Source organism: Arthrobacter sp. Sr24, from assembly GCF_054511175.1.
Genome location: NZ_JBTNDB010000011.1, coordinates 36,229 through 50,577 on the forward strand (window position 1 = coordinate 36,229; position 14,349 = coordinate 50,577).

Sequence of the window (14,349 nt, forward strand, 5' to 3'; positions counted from 1 at the left end):
CGACGCTGCCCTGTGAATGTAATTATTGACAATAGCGATCTGTTCCTCACGGGGTTCAAGAACACCGGGATCTTGTTCGTATTTTCCGCGTTCTTCGCCCTCATCCTTGGAACCATCGTTGCAGGTATGCGTGTCTCTCCCGCACCTGCCATGCGCGCTGCGGGGACTTTGTATGTCAACGCTGTGCGCAACACTCCCCTGACCCTGATTTTGGCGTTCTTCGCGCTGGGATATCCCAGACTGGGCTTGCCACAAATCGACTTCATGGTGGCCGCCATTATTGGGCTCTCGCTCTACACGGCCACCTATGTTTCTGAAGCCATCCGTTCAGGTATCAACACTGTCTCCGTGGGCCAGTCCGAGGCTGCCCGCGCCATTGGCTTGCCTTTTATGCAGACCCTGACCCTGATTGTTCTGCCGCAGGCGTTCCGCTCCGTGGTGCCGCCGCTCTTTAGCGTCTTTATCGCTTTGCTCAAGAACACAACCGTTGCAGCTGGTTTCTCCGTAGCTGAGGCCGGAGCCATCCGCGCCAATCTTAGTGAACGTGGCGAGGCCCTCTTGCCGGGGCTGCTGTGGGTTGCCCTGATCTTCATTGTGCTAGTGCTAGGCATCATGACCCCGTTGCAACGCTACCTTGAGAAGAAGTGGAGGGTTGCGCGATGAGTGCAGTACTTTTTGATGTGCCGGGCCCGAAGGCCCGCACACGCAACGTCTATTTGAACGTTCTCACCGCCGTTGTGGTGCTGGGGATCCTGGGATTTGTCATTTATAGGTTCTATGAATCGGGGCAATTCACAGCCAAGAAGTGGGAGATCTTCACTTATTCGCAGGTCCAGCAGGAGTTCTTGAAGGCCATTTGGGCCACGGTGAGCGCCTTCGGAGTTGCCGCCGTCGGTAGCTTGATACTCGGTATAGTTTTGGCTTTTGGCCGCTTGTCCAGCACCAAGTGGCTCAGCTTGCCGTGCTACTGGTTCACCGAGCTGTTCCGCGCAGTGCCGCTTCTGATCCTGATGATGATCATGTACTACGGGCTCCCCTCGGTAGGTGTTTCGGGCATAACGCCTTTCATCGCCGTGGTGGTTGGTTTGATCCTCTACAACGGTTCAGTCTTGGCGGAAGTATTTCGCGCTGGCATTGAGTCTCTGCCTAAAGGCCAGGGCGAAGCAGGCTTGGCAATCGGCCTCTCAACCGGTCAAGTCTTACGTGCCATTTTGTTGCCGCAGGCCATCCGCGCCATGCTGCCGGTTATCATTGCCCAGCTTGTAGTCATCATGAAGGACACAGCACTGGGCTTCTTGATCACGTACGACGAAATCCTCAAATACGCCAACTTCCTTGGGTCCCAGAGCCAGTACGGTTCTCCCGTGGTTCCAGGCCTCATGGTTGCGGCTGCGATTTACATCAGTTTGTGCTTGATTCTCTCCGGCATTGCCAAATTCACCGAGTTCAAAATGTCCTCGCGTGTCAAGGTGGTCAAAGCAAAGGCCGGCATCGCTGGCTAAATGCACCAAGCGCTCCCTCAGTAAACGGGCGGGTAGTCACCCTTCAAGGTGACTACCCGCCCGTTGCTTTCTTTTATCGCTTCAGTTACCGCCCACAAGTTTCTTGACGCCCGGAGCCAGCAGGTCCCACGCTGCGTCGGATTCCCTGACTTTGTCCCGGCCTCGAAAGTGCAGATCACGCGCGTACAGATCTCGAAAGTGCAGATCACGTACGTTTAGCCCGCCGATACGCTGAAAAGCGTACGCGAAGTGCGCACTCGAGGAACATGGCTGCCAGAGAATCAGCTCAACCAGCGTGTCAGCGCAGCGAGGCACTCCCGGATTGCCGCTGCATGGACGTGTTCGTTGTCGCTGTGGGCCAATAGGGCATCACCTGGGCCAAAGTTGACTGCCGGGATGCCCATTTCACTCAGACGAGCAACGTCTGTCCAGCCGAATTTGGGCAATGGTTCGCGGCCCACGGCTGCCACGAAAGAGGCCGCCGCCGGTGCATTCAACCCAGGCCGCGCTCCAGCCGATGAATCGGTACACACCAGGTCGAAGCCCGCAAGCAGCGAGCGCACGTGTTCTTCGGCTTGCGCCGGGCTCTTGTCCGGAGCAAAACGGTAATTGATTTCCACCACGCACTGATCCGGAATGACATTGCCGGCCGTGCCGCCGTGAACCTTGACCGCATTCAGCGATTCGCGGTAGTCGAGCCCGTCAACGTTGACCGTGGCCGGCTCGTAGGCTGCGAGTCGGGCAAGAATCGGGGCCGCTGCGTGGATGGCGTTCTCCCCCATCCAGGCTCGGGCCGAATGCGCTGCCAGCCCGCGGGTGGTCGCTTCAAAGCGAATGGTCCCGTTGCAGCCACCTTCCACCGTTCCATTGGTGGGCTCCAGAAGGATGCCAAAATCGGCGTCGAGCAGTTCCCTGTTCTCCCGCACCAGCCGGCCCAGCCCACTCTTGGAAGCAGCCACTTCTTCGTGGTCGTAAAAGATGAACGTGATGTCCTTGGTGGGCTCGCGCAACGTGGCAGCCAACGCGAGCTGCACGGCCACACCACCCTTCATATCGGTGGCGCCGCGACCATACAGCACCTCGCCATCCCACGAGCTCGGAACCGTTCCCCGCGAACCGGGCGTAGTAGGCAGCGGCACGGTATCCAGATGCCCTGCCAAAATTACCCGCTCGGCCAGCCCCAACTCGGTACGCGCCACAATCGAATCGCCATTACGCGTGACGGACAAATGCCCCAGCCCACGCAGCGCCGACTCAACAGCATCAGCAATGGCGCCCTCATTCGCCGAGACGCTGTCTATATCCATCAGTGCCGCCGTCAACTGCGCCACGTCTTGTTCCAGATCGAGCACGACGACGTTTGGCTCCCCTTTGGTGACACCGCCCTCAGTCGGCTCTGCCAACGCGGCCGAGTCGCGCAGATCAGTGGGATCAGAAGAATCAGTGGCGTAACTAGGTGTGCTCATTTGACCATTTTACGGGCGCCAGGACGTGCAAAAAACTTTTTTAACTTCTTTCCAATCCGATCTTCACGTGGCTCCGAAGTACTATCTGACAGCCCACCGCAGCAGCTCTACAGATCAGCTGATCTGTAGAGAAGCAGCACGGGAGACGCACAACGGAATCATTCCGCTTTCACACTACGGAGAATCACCATGAACACCACCTTGAAATTTGGAACCCGTAAGAGCCTCACCATGGGAATTGGCCTCCTAGCGGTAGCAGCATTGGGTATGACCTCCTGCAGCGCGGCTGACACTGCAGCAGATCCCACATCAGCTGCTCCGATGGCATCCTCCGAAGCACCCATGGCTCCCAGCTCCTCAGCTGCTATGGACCCGGCCTCGGAACTGGTTGGCGCTGGCTGTTCCGCATACGCTGAAGCTGTTCCCAGTGGTGCAGGTTCTGTTGCTGGCATGGCTGCCGACCCGGTTACGACCGCAGCATCGAACAACCCGTTGCTGAAGACCCTGACCGCAGCACTATCCGGAGAGTTGAACAAGGACGTCAACTTGGTTGACACTCTCAACTCCGGCGAGTTCACTGTCTTCGCTCCGGTTGATGACGCTTTCGCCAAGATCCCGGCTGACACCATTGAAGGTCTCAAGACCGACAGCGCCACGTTGAGCTCGATCCTGACCTACCATGTGGTTCCCGGCCAGATCTCACCCAGCGATCTCCCCGGCGATCTGACCACTGCTGAAGGTGGCACGGTCAAGGTCACCGGTAGCGGTGACGACCTGATGGTCAACGATTCAAAGGTCATCTGCGGTGGCGTCAAGACCGCCAATGCAACGGTGTACCTGATCGACACCGTTCTGATGCCGCCGGCCAAGAAGTAATTACTTCTAGCTAACAAATTGCAACACCCTATGAAGGAAATGTCCTCATCGGTATAGACCGTGGCAAAGTAGACTCTATGCGTTTACCTTGGATCCGGTCCGTCGAACCACTGGTTCCTCCGACCCATGAGGACTTGATCCGCCTCGTCGCCTTGGGCGACGAGGCGGCCTTCGAAGAACTATATGATGCGGTCGCTCCACGAGTGTTTGGATTGGTGCGACGCATTGTCCGAGATCAGGCACAGAGCGAAGAAGTCACACAAGAAGTTTTTGTGGATGTATGGGCTCAAGCGTCTCGCTTCGATGCTGACCGAGGCAAAGCAATGTCCTGGATTCTCGTAATCGCCCACCGCAGAGCCGTCGACAGAGTCAGGGCCAGCCAGGCAAGTTCCGACAGGGATCTTCGCCAGGGAATCAAGGAGTACCAGGAAAGCTACGACGACGTCGCAGACACTGTGGAAACTCAGATGGAAGCGGCTCGGGTGCGCGAAGCACTTGAGACACTCACACAGTCGCAGCGGGAAGCAATTAGTTTGGCTTACTACGGTGGGTATACCCATCAAGAAGTGGCAGAGCTACTCAAAATCCCGATAGGTACCGTAAAAACAAGAATTCGTGATGGCATGATCAGGCTAAGAGAAAAGTTAGGGGTGGCGTGATGGAAGAGCAACTGCATCTACTGACCGGCTCCTACGCTTTGAATTCACTCTCCAGCGGAGAGCGAACTGCCTTCGAACGGCATGCACTCAATGATGCTGAAACGCTGGAAGAGGTTCGTAGCCTCAGCGAGACTGCTGCGCTCTTGGCATTCGGGATCGCCGAAGAAACGCCGCCGCCGGCTCTGAAACACAGTGTCATGGCTGCAATCCGCAACACTCCCCAGCTTCCTGCCACGTCAGTGGTCCGTGATATTTCCTCAGCGCGTAGTTTGTCCGCACCCCAGCGCGGAAGCAGTACCCGGCGAAACCGTTGGGTACCAGCGCTGAGCGCGGCCGCAGCTCTGGCTATCTTCGCGGGGGTCGGGGTAGGCGGCTGGGCCATTGGTCAAAATTCCTCTGATCAAGAGTCAAAGCAACAATTGGCTGCTGCCCAGGCTCAACAACAGACCATCATGACCATCATGAACTCACCCGATGCCAAAATTGCCACTGCTGAGATGAATGATGGCGCTACCGTCACTGTTGCATCGTCAAACCAAGCAAATAAGGCGGCCGTCATGGTCAATGGGATGGCACCAGCACCCCAGGGAAAAATCTACGAGCTGTGGTTCATCTCTGCCGGCGGTGCAGTACCTGCTGGACTGATGGACAGCAACCGCGAGCCTGCTATGCAAATACTCAATGGCAATATCGGTGCCGCTACTCATATAGGCATCACCGTGGAACCGGTGGGTGGCTCTGAACAGCCAACCACAACGCCGATCCTGGTACAGGAAATCTAGATTCCATGGCCCTCCGGAGCAATCCGGAGGGCTTTTGGCTCCGAAGTACCAGCATGTACTTCTACCAGCTACCTCAGGTAGCCAATTCAGAGCCAAAAGGAGCTTCCCATGGGCAAGCGCACTAAAGCTATAAAGCGAGAGAACTTGCGCGGAAATCTCTTCGGCGCCCTGGCTGGTGTCATCTCGGCGGGAGTACTCTTTGCCGTCGCCGAATTCATGTCGGCCTTCTTCGGCTCTGCCTCCTCCCCCCTCACCTCGGTGGGATCCACCTTCATCGACTTCACACCGTCGTGGCTGAAGAATTTCGCCATCGCAACCTTCGGCACCAACGACAAATTTGTGTTGTTCCTTTCCATGATCATCGTCGCCGCCGCCTTATCAGCTGTTGCCGGTGTTGTGGCCCGCAAGAAATTTGGCGCCGGCGCCACCATGGTAACCGCCTTCGCCGTGGTCATGGGCGCATGCATCATCACCCGGGCCAGCGCGGGTATCGGCGACCTCTTCCCTCTATTGCTGGGCACCCTGGCCGGCCTCTTCGCCCTTCGTTTCCTGAGCCAAGACAGCCGACAGAATGCCAGCACTAGCCAAGGCGTAAGTACGACGCCGAACCCTCCTACCGCAGCGCAGCCAGCTCCCAGCCGACGCACCTTCTTGGTGAAGTCGGCACTGGTGGCCGGTGCCGCCGTCGTGGTTGGCTTGGGTGGCACTGTGATCAACGGTGCTCGCAATACCGCTACTGCCGTTCGCGAGGCGTTGAAGCTCCCCGCCCCGAAAACTAAGGCAGCAGCGTTGCCCGCCGGGGTGCAGGCGCCCGTAGAGGGAGTCACGCCTTTTGTGACCCCCAATGAAGATTTTTACCGCATTGATACCGCTCTCGCAGTGCCCAACATTGATCCGGCCGAATGGCAGCTTCGCGTTCACGGCATGGTGGAGGAAGAATTCACCATTGGCTTTGATGAACTATTGGCCCAGGATCTCATTGAGTCGCACGTGACCTTGACCTGTGTCTCCAATGTGGTGGGCGGGAATCTGGCCGGCAATGCCAAGTGGCTGGGTTATCCGCTGCGTGAGGTGCTCGCTCGGGCCAAGCCCACGGCCGGGGCGGACATGGTTCTCTCCACCAGTATTGACGGGTTTAGTGCCTCCACTCCCCTACCCGTGCTGCAGGACGACCGCGACGCCATGCTGGCGGTGGGTATGAACGGCGAGCCGCTACCTCTAGAGCACGGCTTCCCGGTGCGCATGGTGGTGCCGGGCTTGTACGGCTTCGTCTCTGCCACCAAGTGGGTGGTTGATCTGGAAGTGACAACCTTTGCCCAGTCCGAAGGATATTGGACCTCCCGAGGTTGGAAGGCCCTCGGACCCATCAAGACATCCTCGAGGGTAGAGGTGCCGCGTGCATTGGGCCGAGTTCCTGCCGGAACAGTGGCAATGGGCGGTAGCGCCTGGGCTCAAACTAAGGGAATCTCCAAGGTGGAAGTCCAGATCGACGACGGCGCTTGGCAGGAAGCCACGCTGGCTACCGAAGCGTCGGTAGACACGTGGAGGCAGTGGTCTTATGTGTGGGACAACGCTCCTGCCGGTACTCACAAGGTCCGGGTGCGTGCCTACGATGCGGACGGCACCATCCAGATTCAGGACCAGGCTCCCCCGGAGCCAGATGGTTCCACCGGCTGGCACTCCATTACATTCAACGTGGTCTAAGCCCTGCCAGAATCCAGGCCTAGAAAGTCAAGCTGCGGGAACGAGCGGTCCCGGGAAGATAAACTGATCATATGAGCACAACAACCTCCCCGTCAGACCGTTCCGCCCACGGCTTCGGCCTTGCCACGATTGCCGATTCTGGCGCCGTGCTCGATGTCTGGTTCCCGGCCCCAGAACTTGGCACCGGCACCGATGTTTTGGGCAGTGTTTCCGCCGCCAGCGAGGACCTCACAGCCTTGGCGCAGACCGGCACGGACACCGATCGTGGGGTGCACCAAAGCGTGGTGTTTGCGCAGATTAACCTCGACGCCGAGCCCGCCGATGCTGCCGACGCCTATCTTCGCCTGCACTTGCTCTCACACCGTCTAGTGACACCCAACAGCATCAACTTAGATGGCATCTTCGGCAAATTGAACAACGTCGTGTGGACCAACTTCGGTCCGGCCGCCGTCGAAGGATTTGAAATGACCCGGGCCAAATTGCGCCGTCGCGGTCCAGTCACCGTGTATTCAGTGGATAAGTTCCCGCGCATGGTGGACTACGTGATTCCTGTCGGCGTCCGCGTTGGCGATGCGGACCGCGTCCGGCTGGGCGCGTACTTGTCCGAAGGCACCACGGTGATGCACGAAGGATTTGTAAACTTCAATGCTGGAACCCTTGGGACCTCCATGGTGGAGGGCCGGATCTCAGCCGGAGTTGTTGTGGGCGACGGCACCGATGTTGGCGGCGGTGCCTCGATCATGGGAACACTATCCGGCGGCGGCCGGGAACGGGTTGCCTTGGGCAAACGCGTTCTCTTGGGCGCCAACTCTGGTGTGGGGATCAGCATTGGCGATGATTCCATTGTGGAAGCGGGCCTGTACGTCACCGCTGGCACGCGGGTTCGGGTCATGGGCCCCAAGAACGACGACGGCGAAGACACCACCGTCATTGTTAAGGCCAGCGAACTCTCCGGCGTCGCCAACCTATTGTTCCGGCGCAACTCGACCACAGGCCAGGTTGAAGTGCTCCCCCGCAAGGGTGCCTCGGCCGTGGTTCTTAATGACAGTCTGCATGCGAACTAGCTTTCCCATCCGGGCTTTGAGTCCGGCAGGAGGTCCACGGTGAGAGGCAAAGCCACGTTCGCCTGGCTCACCGTGGTAGTGGTTGTCGGTACCCTGATCGTCGGCGGTGGCGCATGGTTGATCAGCTCCGTGCGCGATGCGTTCGTCCCGAGCCTTGCCGTGGGGTGCACGGCCACGGTGGGCGAGAGTAGCTATTGGCTCGCGGTAGACCAAAGCGAAAATGCCGCACTGATTTCCGGTTTGGCTATTCAGCGCGGCATGCCCGCACGCGCCGCGTCCATCGCATTGGCGACGGCGCTGCAGGAATCGAAGCTCCGCAACATCGATTACGGTGATCTGGATTCTGTGGGTCTGTTCCAGCAACGTCCCTCCCAAGATTGGGGCACCGTTGCACAGATCATGGATCCGGTGTACTCCGCCAACGCATTTTATGATGTGCTGGCTCAGGTCCCTGACTACGTCAACTTACCCATCAACGACGCCGCCCAGATTGTTCAGCGCTCCGGGTTTCCGCATGCCTACGCTCAGCACGAACCATTGTCGCGGGCTTTTGCCTCCGCGTTGACGGGACAAACCCCGCAGGGTTTGAACTGTACTTTGCCGCCTGCCACCGCAGGCTCCAGCCCGGAGTCCGTGATAGCCGCAGCGCAGGTGGCTCTGGGCCCGCTCCCGATGCAGGCAGGCGTTGCGGAAACTGCCGAAGGCGACACGGTGGAGATCACCACAGGTGACAGCTTGGGATGGATGGCTGCTCACTGGGCCTTGGCGAATGCCAAATCTTTGGGGATTGTCCAAGTCGATTACGCGGGGCTTCGCTGGGACCGGGCGGCCACGAAGGATGGTGCCAACCTAGGCTGGCAGCCTTCTGATTCGGCCGGAACCGGGAATGTCACACTCACCTTGGCTCCGCCGGCTGTGGCCTAGAGCCGTTTCTTAGACGAGCAGTTCCACTACGGGTTGAACATAGCTGCGGAAGTTCTCTTGGTCATCGAGCAGGTGGGAACTCATGATCAATCTGTTGGGTTCAATAAACCATGCCCTTGGCTCGGCTAGAGGAACTTCCACGATGGTCAGGGTGAAATCCCGGGCGCTGCGGCCCAGTTCCATTTCTCGGTTCTGCACCAGATCCGCCAAAATCTTGTGCCCACCCATGGTCTCGCGCTGGGCGGCCATGCTGGAATACACCTGTTCCTGTTCCCGGGACCAACTCACAGCTGCACCAAAGTGCGCGTGTGCCACCCGTTGCAGTGCGGGCATACCAGCGAGCTCAGGGAAGTCCGGAGGGCTGAGATTAGGTTCATTGCTGGGATGAGCGTGTAGCAGCCGGCTCCACCAAAACTCCCATTGGTCCCTCAGTGCATCTGCGCCGCCCACGCCTGAGATCAGCATTGAGTGATCGGCCGCCCGCACCGTTGGGGCTATTTGGGACAGTGAGGGAGTCCCGGCGCCGGATAATCCTGCAACGTCACGGAAATACAGGGCCATGAGCATGGGGGTGCACGTATCCATCGTGATCCGCCATCCTGGGCCACCGGTGTGATGCATGGTTTGTTCCTCCAGCTGCCGCATTGCTGGTGCAGCCATGTGATGGCGCACCAATCCCACCCCCAAGATTACTCTCAAGTGCTGCGGCGCGGCAGGGTTAGTTTCCCGGAGGTATTACTAGCAGGCCAGAGTATGAGACAGAAGTGGAGGAACTGTGAGCTCCAACAGGAGACTACTCAGCGAGGAGGGTGTGCAGGTGGCGGCGTAGCGTGGCCTGCCCTTGTTCCGGTGCCGCCCACGCTGGTTGCAGGACCATCCGCAGGCTCAACCCGTCCAGCAGACCGATGAGCCGTTCAGCCTCGTCTACGGGAACCAGCCCAGGCGCCGCCAGCGGGCTTTCCAGTAACTGCAGCACTACGCGGCCCACCACTGCTCCGGTGGCCCTGTAATCGTCCTGTGCGGCGCCCACGAGGGACTGGTTGGTACGGGCGTCAAGCATGAATTCCATGCGCACAACGGCATCAGCGCTGCGAACATCGTCGAGTGGCAACAGCTCTTCCAGAACCACTGCGCACTTCTCCAACAGGGCCTCAGCCGCGGTGGGTAGGTCCTCATCTTCAAGTATTTCGAGCCTGTCCAGTGCCCGCAGGTGGATCCGCTCGGAGTTAACCCGGCAAGCGAACTCCATCAGCTCGGCCTGATTATCAAAATAGTGCCGTACGGAACCCAAGGCCAACCCGGCCTCGGTGGCCACATTACGTAGCGAAGCTTGTGCTAGGCCACCCCCGCGCACTACTCGAAAGACAGCATCGGCAACAAGCTCACGGCGGTCATCCGCATTCACAATTTTCGGCACACATCTTTTTTAGCACAGATGTCTCACGAATGCTCGTTGTGTGGTGCCGGGTACGACTACTTGCTAGTTTCGCTATTCTTCTTTTTCTCCAGGCGCAACAACACCAGCAACACAATCATGATGATCAATGAGCCAATGAAGAACGGCAGGAAAGCGGACTTGCCCACCAGCACCAGGATGCCCAGCACTACAACAACAATGGGGAAAGCCATGGAGAAGGTTTGCAGCAACAGGGCCGACATTTTCATTTGATTACTCTCATTTCAGATCGTGAAAAATAGTCTTGCAAAAGCATCGTGCATAAGAAAAGCGGCGGGCGACTCTCCCAAGGGAAAGTCTCCCGCCGCCGTCGTGCTTAATCTCCATATGGGCCCAAAAACCGCTGGGCCCACGCCTCTGGGCCCAAAACCGCTGGGCCCACGCCTCTGGGCCCAAAACCTCTGGGCCCACGCCTGCCAGGTTCCCAATTAATCGCGCCAGCGATTCATTGGGCCGGCAGGTGGGGATTAACGCGAGGGGTACATGCGCTCCGGCTCGCCTGTGTACAGCTGGCGCGGGCGGCCAATCTTGGTCTCGGGGTCCTTCATCATTTCGCGCCACTGGGCAATCCAGCCCGGCAGACGGCCAATGGCGAATAGCACCGTGAACATCTTTTCGGGGAAGCCCATGGCCTTGTAAATCAGGCCGGTGTAGAAGTCCACGTTCGGGTAGAGCTTGCGGGAGATGAAGTATTCATCCGTCAACGCGACTTCTTCCAAACTCATGGCGATGTCGAGGAGTTCGTCGTTGCCGCCGAGCTTCTGCAGGATCTCGTGAGCCGTGGCCTTAACTATGGTGGCGCGCGGATCGTAGTTTTTGTAAACGCGGTGTCCGAAGCCCATGAGCTTCACACCGTCTTCCTTGTTCTTGACTCGCTCGACGAACTTCTCGACGGGCTCGCCACTCTCTTGGATCTGACGGAGCATGTTCAGCACTGCCTCGTTAGCGCCACCGTGCAGTGGGCCGAAGAGGGCGTTGATGCCAGCCGAGACGGAGGCGAAGAGGTTGGCGTTGGCGCTACCTACAAGGCGGACTGTGGAGGTGGAGCAGTTCTGCTCGTGGTCCGCATGCAGGATCAGCAGCAGATCAAGGGCCTTGACTACAATTGGGTCCATCTCGTATGGTTCAGCCGGCAGGCCGAAGCTCAGACGCAGGTAGTTCTCCACCAAGTTCATGGAGTTGTCCGGGTACAGCATGGGCTGACCAATGGACTTCTTGTACGCGTAGGCAGCGATGACGGGCATCTTGGCCATCAGGCGGATGGTGGCCATCTCAACCTGCTCGTCGTCGAACGGGTCAAGGGAGTCCTGGTAGAACGTTGACAGCGCCGAAACGGCCGAGGACAGCACCGGCATGGGGTGCGCGTCGCGGGGGAAGCCGCTGAAGAAGCCCTTGAGGTCTTCGTGGAGCATGGTGTGGCGGCGGATACGCTGATCAAAAGCGTCCAGCTCGGCCGCGGTGGGGAGGTTTCCGTAAATGAGCAGGAAGGAAACTTCTAGGAAGCTGGAGTGTTCGGCCAGTTCTTCGATGGGGTAGCCGCGGTAGCGCAAGATTCCCTTGTCACCGTCAATAAAGGTGATCGCCGAGGAAGTGGCGGCGGTGTTGACGAAGCCGGGGTCGTAAGTGACATTCCCGGTGGTCTTCAGGAGCTTGGAAACGTCATACCCGTCGTTGCCTTCGACAGCTTTGAGGAGCGGAAGATCAAGCTCTCCGCCGTCATAGCGCAGCGATGCGCCGGTGGATTCAGACATGGAGTCCCCTTCATGAGGTTGCCTTGGTAAAGGCTTTCGATGGATCTAAAAACTTTCTCAGCCCGCGATGCACTCGCATACCGGACCGCAGAAATCCCCAATAAAACATGGCAACACAAGCATGCAGCGGCCTGGACGGCTACCTACGAAACTACCGCTTCATGTGCCCTCAACACTAATCCAGAGGCTATTTTGTGTGGAATATGGGCGAAAAGTGAGCTATTTTGCGCTCAATCGACGCACTGCGGCACCGATTCGCTCATCGCTGCCGGTCAGCGCAACTCGGATAAAACCGTGCCCGGCTTCCCCATAAAAGGTGCCTGGCCCGGCCACAATGCCGAGTTCTGCGAGCCGGCCAATGGTGGTCCAAGTGTCTTCTCCGGCTGTGCACCACAGGTAGAGTCCGGCCTCTGAATGGTGAATGGTGAGCCCGAAGGCTTCTAGGGCCACCACTAGCTGTTCGCGCCGGCGGCGGTACAGTGCCTTCTGCTCCCGCACATGCGCCTCATCTGAGAGGGCAACTCGCATGGCCTCCTGAACCGGGTACGGCACGATCATGCCCGCATGTTTGCGGCTGTTGATCAGATTGGCCATGATGGCGCTGTCCCCAGCCACGAATGCGGCCCGGTAGCCGGCAAGATTTGACTGCTTGCTCATCGAATAAATGGCCAGCAAGTTCTCGTGTGATCCCCCGGTTACCCGTGGGTCCAAGACACTGGGCACGGCTTCTCCACCGTTTTCCACATCCCATGGTCCCCAACCGAGTTCGCCGTAGCATTCATCGGAGGCGACCACAGCGCCAATCTCCCGTGCCGCCCGGACCAATTCTGCGAGCTCCTCGGCGCCACGCACAATTCCGGTGGGGTTGCCCGGGGAGTTGACCCAGACCAGCCGCACGCGGGCGAGGGTCTCGGCGTCGAGCTCGTCCAGTGAGTCCGCAGCGACGGCGGTGGCCCCGGCAAAGGTGGCACCCATGTCATAGGTGGGGTAGGCAACCGTGGGTCGGACCACCACATCACCAGCACCCAAGCCCAGCAGCAACGGTAGCCAGGCCACCAATTCCTTGGAGCCAACGGTCGGCATGACATCGGCGGGGTCAAGGCCCGGCACATTTCGACGCCGTGCAAACCATTCCACGATGGCCTCGCGCAGGGCCAGTGTGCCGTGTGTTGTGGGGTAGCCCGGGGCATCGGCCGCAGCCGCAAGCGCCTGCTGAATCAGGACCGGCGTGGGGTCCACGGGCGTGCCGATGGACAGGTTGACGAGCCCGTCAGGGTGCTGGCTAGCCGTTTGAAGATACGGCGCCAAGGCGTCCCACGGGTAGTCGGCTAGCTGCAGGCCAAAGGGCTTGTGGTTCACAGGGTCCTTGCTGTTCACAGGGTGCGGGGCGGTGTCAGGCGGGCTTGCTCAGGCGGGCTTGCTCAGTCTTGGTTCTGCGGCGGCAGCGCGGCAATGATGGGGTGATCCGTGTGCGTGTTGCCAATCTTGGCAGCGCCACCCGGGGAGCCCAAAACGTCAAAGAACTCAACGTTGGCCTTGTAATATTCGGCCCATTCATCCGGTGTGTCGTCCTCGTAGTAGATGGCCTCCACGGGGCACACGGGTTCACAAGCACCACAGTCAACACATTCGTCGGGGTGGATGTAGAGCGAGCGTTCACCCTCGTAGATACAGTCAACAGGGCACTCCTCAACACATGCCTTGTCCTTGACATCCACGCACGGCTGCGCAATTACGTACGTCACGAACCCCAACCTTCCTTAAAGTCTTTTCCGGCACAAATCGTCACCGGCGCTCCCATTATCCCCCAATGGCGGCGGGCTGCGCACCTTAGCGCGACCTAGTATGAAGTAATGAACACTGCACTTGAGCGACTCGCGCAGCTTCCACTGGGCACCCGCATGGTGGTCCGCTACCGGATCGACGGCGGATCCACCGACGCCTTAGGCGATCTCACCGCCCGCGATTCCCTGTCGTGCACCATCACCACCCGCTCTGGCCCCCTCACCATAAAGTACGACGACGTTCAGCTCGCCAAGGCCGTTCCCCCACCGCCGGCGCCCCGAGCGCGGCGCGTACAGGGGTAGCTGTTTATCCGTGACCGGCTAACTGGCTAGCTGGCTAGCTGAGATTGGCTGATCTTGGCGCAAAGTCACTGGCTCGCC

The 14,349-nt window shown here is 59.0% G+C and carries 16 protein-coding genes; 9 read left to right on the forward strand and 7 right to left on the reverse strand.

The window, feature by feature from the left end:
- Positions 1-12 precede the first annotated feature (12 nt).
- A complete protein-coding gene (locus ACX80D_RS09285) occupies positions 13-663 on the forward strand; it encodes an amino acid ABC transporter permease (protein WP_459322372.1) in 651 nt (216 codons plus the stop codon).
- On the forward strand, positions 660-1,502 hold the full coding sequence (locus ACX80D_RS09290) for an amino acid ABC transporter permease (protein ID WP_459322373.1): 843 nt from the start codon (positions 660-662) through the stop codon (positions 1,500-1,502). Before ACX80D_RS09285 ends, ACX80D_RS09290 begins: the two co-directional genes overlap by 4 nt.
- Positions 1,503-1,783: 281 nt before the next feature.
- On the opposite strand, the gene dapE is transcribed toward ACX80D_RS09290, so the two are convergent.
- Positions 1,784-2,968 (reverse strand): succinyl-diaminopimelate desuccinylase, encoded by a 1,185-nt coding sequence (gene dapE, locus ACX80D_RS09295; protein WP_459322374.1) that lies wholly within the window; start codon positions 2,966-2,968, stop codon positions 1,784-1,786.
- A 189-nt stretch (positions 2,969-3,157) separates the two neighbouring features.
- On the opposite strand from dapE, the gene ACX80D_RS09300 reads away from it, so the two are divergent.
- From ACX80D_RS09300 to ACX80D_RS09325, 6 genes are all read left to right on the forward strand, one after another.
- On the forward strand, positions 3,158-3,844 hold the full coding sequence (locus ACX80D_RS09300) for a fasciclin domain-containing protein (protein ID WP_459322375.1): 687 nt from the start codon (positions 3,158-3,160) through the stop codon (positions 3,842-3,844).
- Between the two features lie 77 nt (positions 3,845-3,921).
- The gene (gene sigK / locus ACX80D_RS09305; RefSeq protein ID WP_459322376.1) at positions 3,922-4,503 is read left to right on the forward strand and encodes an ECF RNA polymerase sigma factor SigK; all 582 of its coding nucleotides are present in this window, start codon (positions 3,922-3,924) and stop codon (positions 4,501-4,503) included.
- Positions 4,503-5,285, forward strand: a complete 783-nt coding sequence (locus ACX80D_RS09310; protein ID WP_459322377.1) for an anti-sigma factor — start codon at positions 4,503-4,505, stop codon at positions 5,283-5,285. Before sigK ends, ACX80D_RS09310 begins: the two co-directional genes overlap by 1 nt.
- A gap of 108 nt (positions 5,286-5,393) precedes the next feature.
- Entirely contained in the window at positions 5,394-6,989 is a 1,596-nt protein-coding gene (locus ACX80D_RS09315) for a molybdopterin-dependent oxidoreductase (protein WP_459322378.1), read from the forward strand.
- A gap of 71 nt (positions 6,990-7,060) precedes the next feature.
- Positions 7,061-8,053 (forward strand): 2,3,4,5-tetrahydropyridine-2,6-dicarboxylate N-succinyltransferase, encoded by a 993-nt coding sequence (gene dapD, locus ACX80D_RS09320; RefSeq protein WP_459322379.1) that lies wholly within the window; start codon positions 7,061-7,063, stop codon positions 8,051-8,053.
- A 39-nt stretch (positions 8,054-8,092) separates the two neighbouring features.
- Positions 8,093-8,977: a hypothetical protein gene (locus tag ACX80D_RS09325; RefSeq protein ID WP_459322380.1), complete on the forward strand. Its 885-nt coding sequence runs from the start codon at positions 8,093-8,095 to the stop codon at positions 8,975-8,977.
- A 9-nt stretch (positions 8,978-8,986) separates the two neighbouring features.
- On the opposite strand, the gene ACX80D_RS09330 is transcribed toward ACX80D_RS09325, so the two are convergent.
- The 6 genes from ACX80D_RS09330 to fdxA form a co-directional block, all read right to left on the reverse strand.
- Positions 8,987-9,598, reverse strand: coding sequence for a hypothetical protein (locus tag ACX80D_RS09330; protein ID WP_459322437.1), 612 nt, complete (start codon positions 9,596-9,598; stop codon positions 8,987-8,989).
- A 172-nt stretch (positions 9,599-9,770) separates the two neighbouring features.
- Complete coding sequence (locus ACX80D_RS09335) at positions 9,771-10,394, reverse strand: TetR/AcrR family transcriptional regulator (protein WP_459322381.1); 624 nt, start codon at positions 10,392-10,394, stop codon at positions 9,771-9,773.
- Between the two features lie 56 nt (positions 10,395-10,450).
- A complete protein-coding gene (locus tag ACX80D_RS09340) occupies positions 10,451-10,642 on the reverse strand; it encodes a hypothetical protein (protein WP_459322382.1) in 192 nt (63 codons plus the stop codon).
- Positions 10,643-10,900: 258 nt separating this feature from the next.
- Complete coding sequence (locus ACX80D_RS09345; protein WP_459322383.1) at positions 10,901-12,184, reverse strand: citrate synthase; 1,284 nt, start codon at positions 12,182-12,184, stop codon at positions 10,901-10,903.
- A gap of 219 nt (positions 12,185-12,403) precedes the next feature.
- Entirely contained in the window at positions 12,404-13,543 is a 1,140-nt protein-coding gene (gene dapC / locus ACX80D_RS09350) for a succinyldiaminopimelate transaminase (protein WP_459322384.1), read from the reverse strand.
- A 62-nt stretch (positions 13,544-13,605) separates the two neighbouring features.
- Positions 13,606-13,929: a ferredoxin gene (gene fdxA / locus ACX80D_RS09355; RefSeq protein WP_110107230.1), complete on the reverse strand. Its 324-nt coding sequence runs from the start codon at positions 13,927-13,929 to the stop codon at positions 13,606-13,608.
- A gap of 108 nt (positions 13,930-14,037) precedes the next feature.
- Here fdxA and ACX80D_RS09360 point away from each other — a divergent pair, with 108 nt between their 5' ends.
- On the forward strand, positions 14,038-14,271 hold the full coding sequence (locus ACX80D_RS09360; protein WP_459322385.1) for a putative acetyltransferase: 234 nt from the start codon (positions 14,038-14,040) through the stop codon (positions 14,269-14,271).
- Positions 14,272-14,349 lie beyond the last annotated feature (78 nt).

Coding starts and splice junctions, on each gene's coding strand:
- ACX80D_RS09290 (WP_459322373.1), top strand. CDS start 660: ATGAGTGCAGTACTTTTTGATGTGCCGGGCCCGAAGGCCCGCACACGC.
- dapE (WP_459322374.1), bottom strand. CDS start 2,968: ATGAGCACACCTAGTTACGCCACTGATTCTTCTGATCCCACTGATCTG.
- ACX80D_RS09300 (WP_459322375.1), top strand. CDS start 3,158: ATGAACACCACCTTGAAATTTGGAACCCGTAAGAGCCTCACCATGGGA.
- sigK (WP_459322376.1), top strand. CDS start 3,922: ATGCGTTTACCTTGGATCCGGTCCGTCGAACCACTGGTTCCTCCGACC.
- ACX80D_RS09310 (WP_459322377.1), top strand. CDS start 4,503: ATGGAAGAGCAACTGCATCTACTGACCGGCTCCTACGCTTTGAATTCA.
- ACX80D_RS09315 (WP_459322378.1), top strand. CDS start 5,394: ATGGGCAAGCGCACTAAAGCTATAAAGCGAGAGAACTTGCGCGGAAAT.
- dapD (WP_459322379.1), top strand. CDS start 7,061: ATGAGCACAACAACCTCCCCGTCAGACCGTTCCGCCCACGGCTTCGGC.
- ACX80D_RS09330 (WP_459322437.1), bottom strand. CDS start 9,598: ATGCATCACACCGGTGGCCCAGGATGGCGGATCACGATGGATACGTGC.
- ACX80D_RS09340 (WP_459322382.1), bottom strand. CDS start 10,642: ATGAAAATGTCGGCCCTGTTGCTGCAAACCTTCTCCATGGCTTTCCCC.
- ACX80D_RS09345 (WP_459322383.1), bottom strand. CDS start 12,184: ATGTCTGAATCCACCGGCGCATCGCTGCGCTATGACGGCGGAGAGCTT.
- ACX80D_RS09360 (WP_459322385.1), top strand. CDS start 14,038: ATGAACACTGCACTTGAGCGACTCGCGCAGCTTCCACTGGGCACCCGC.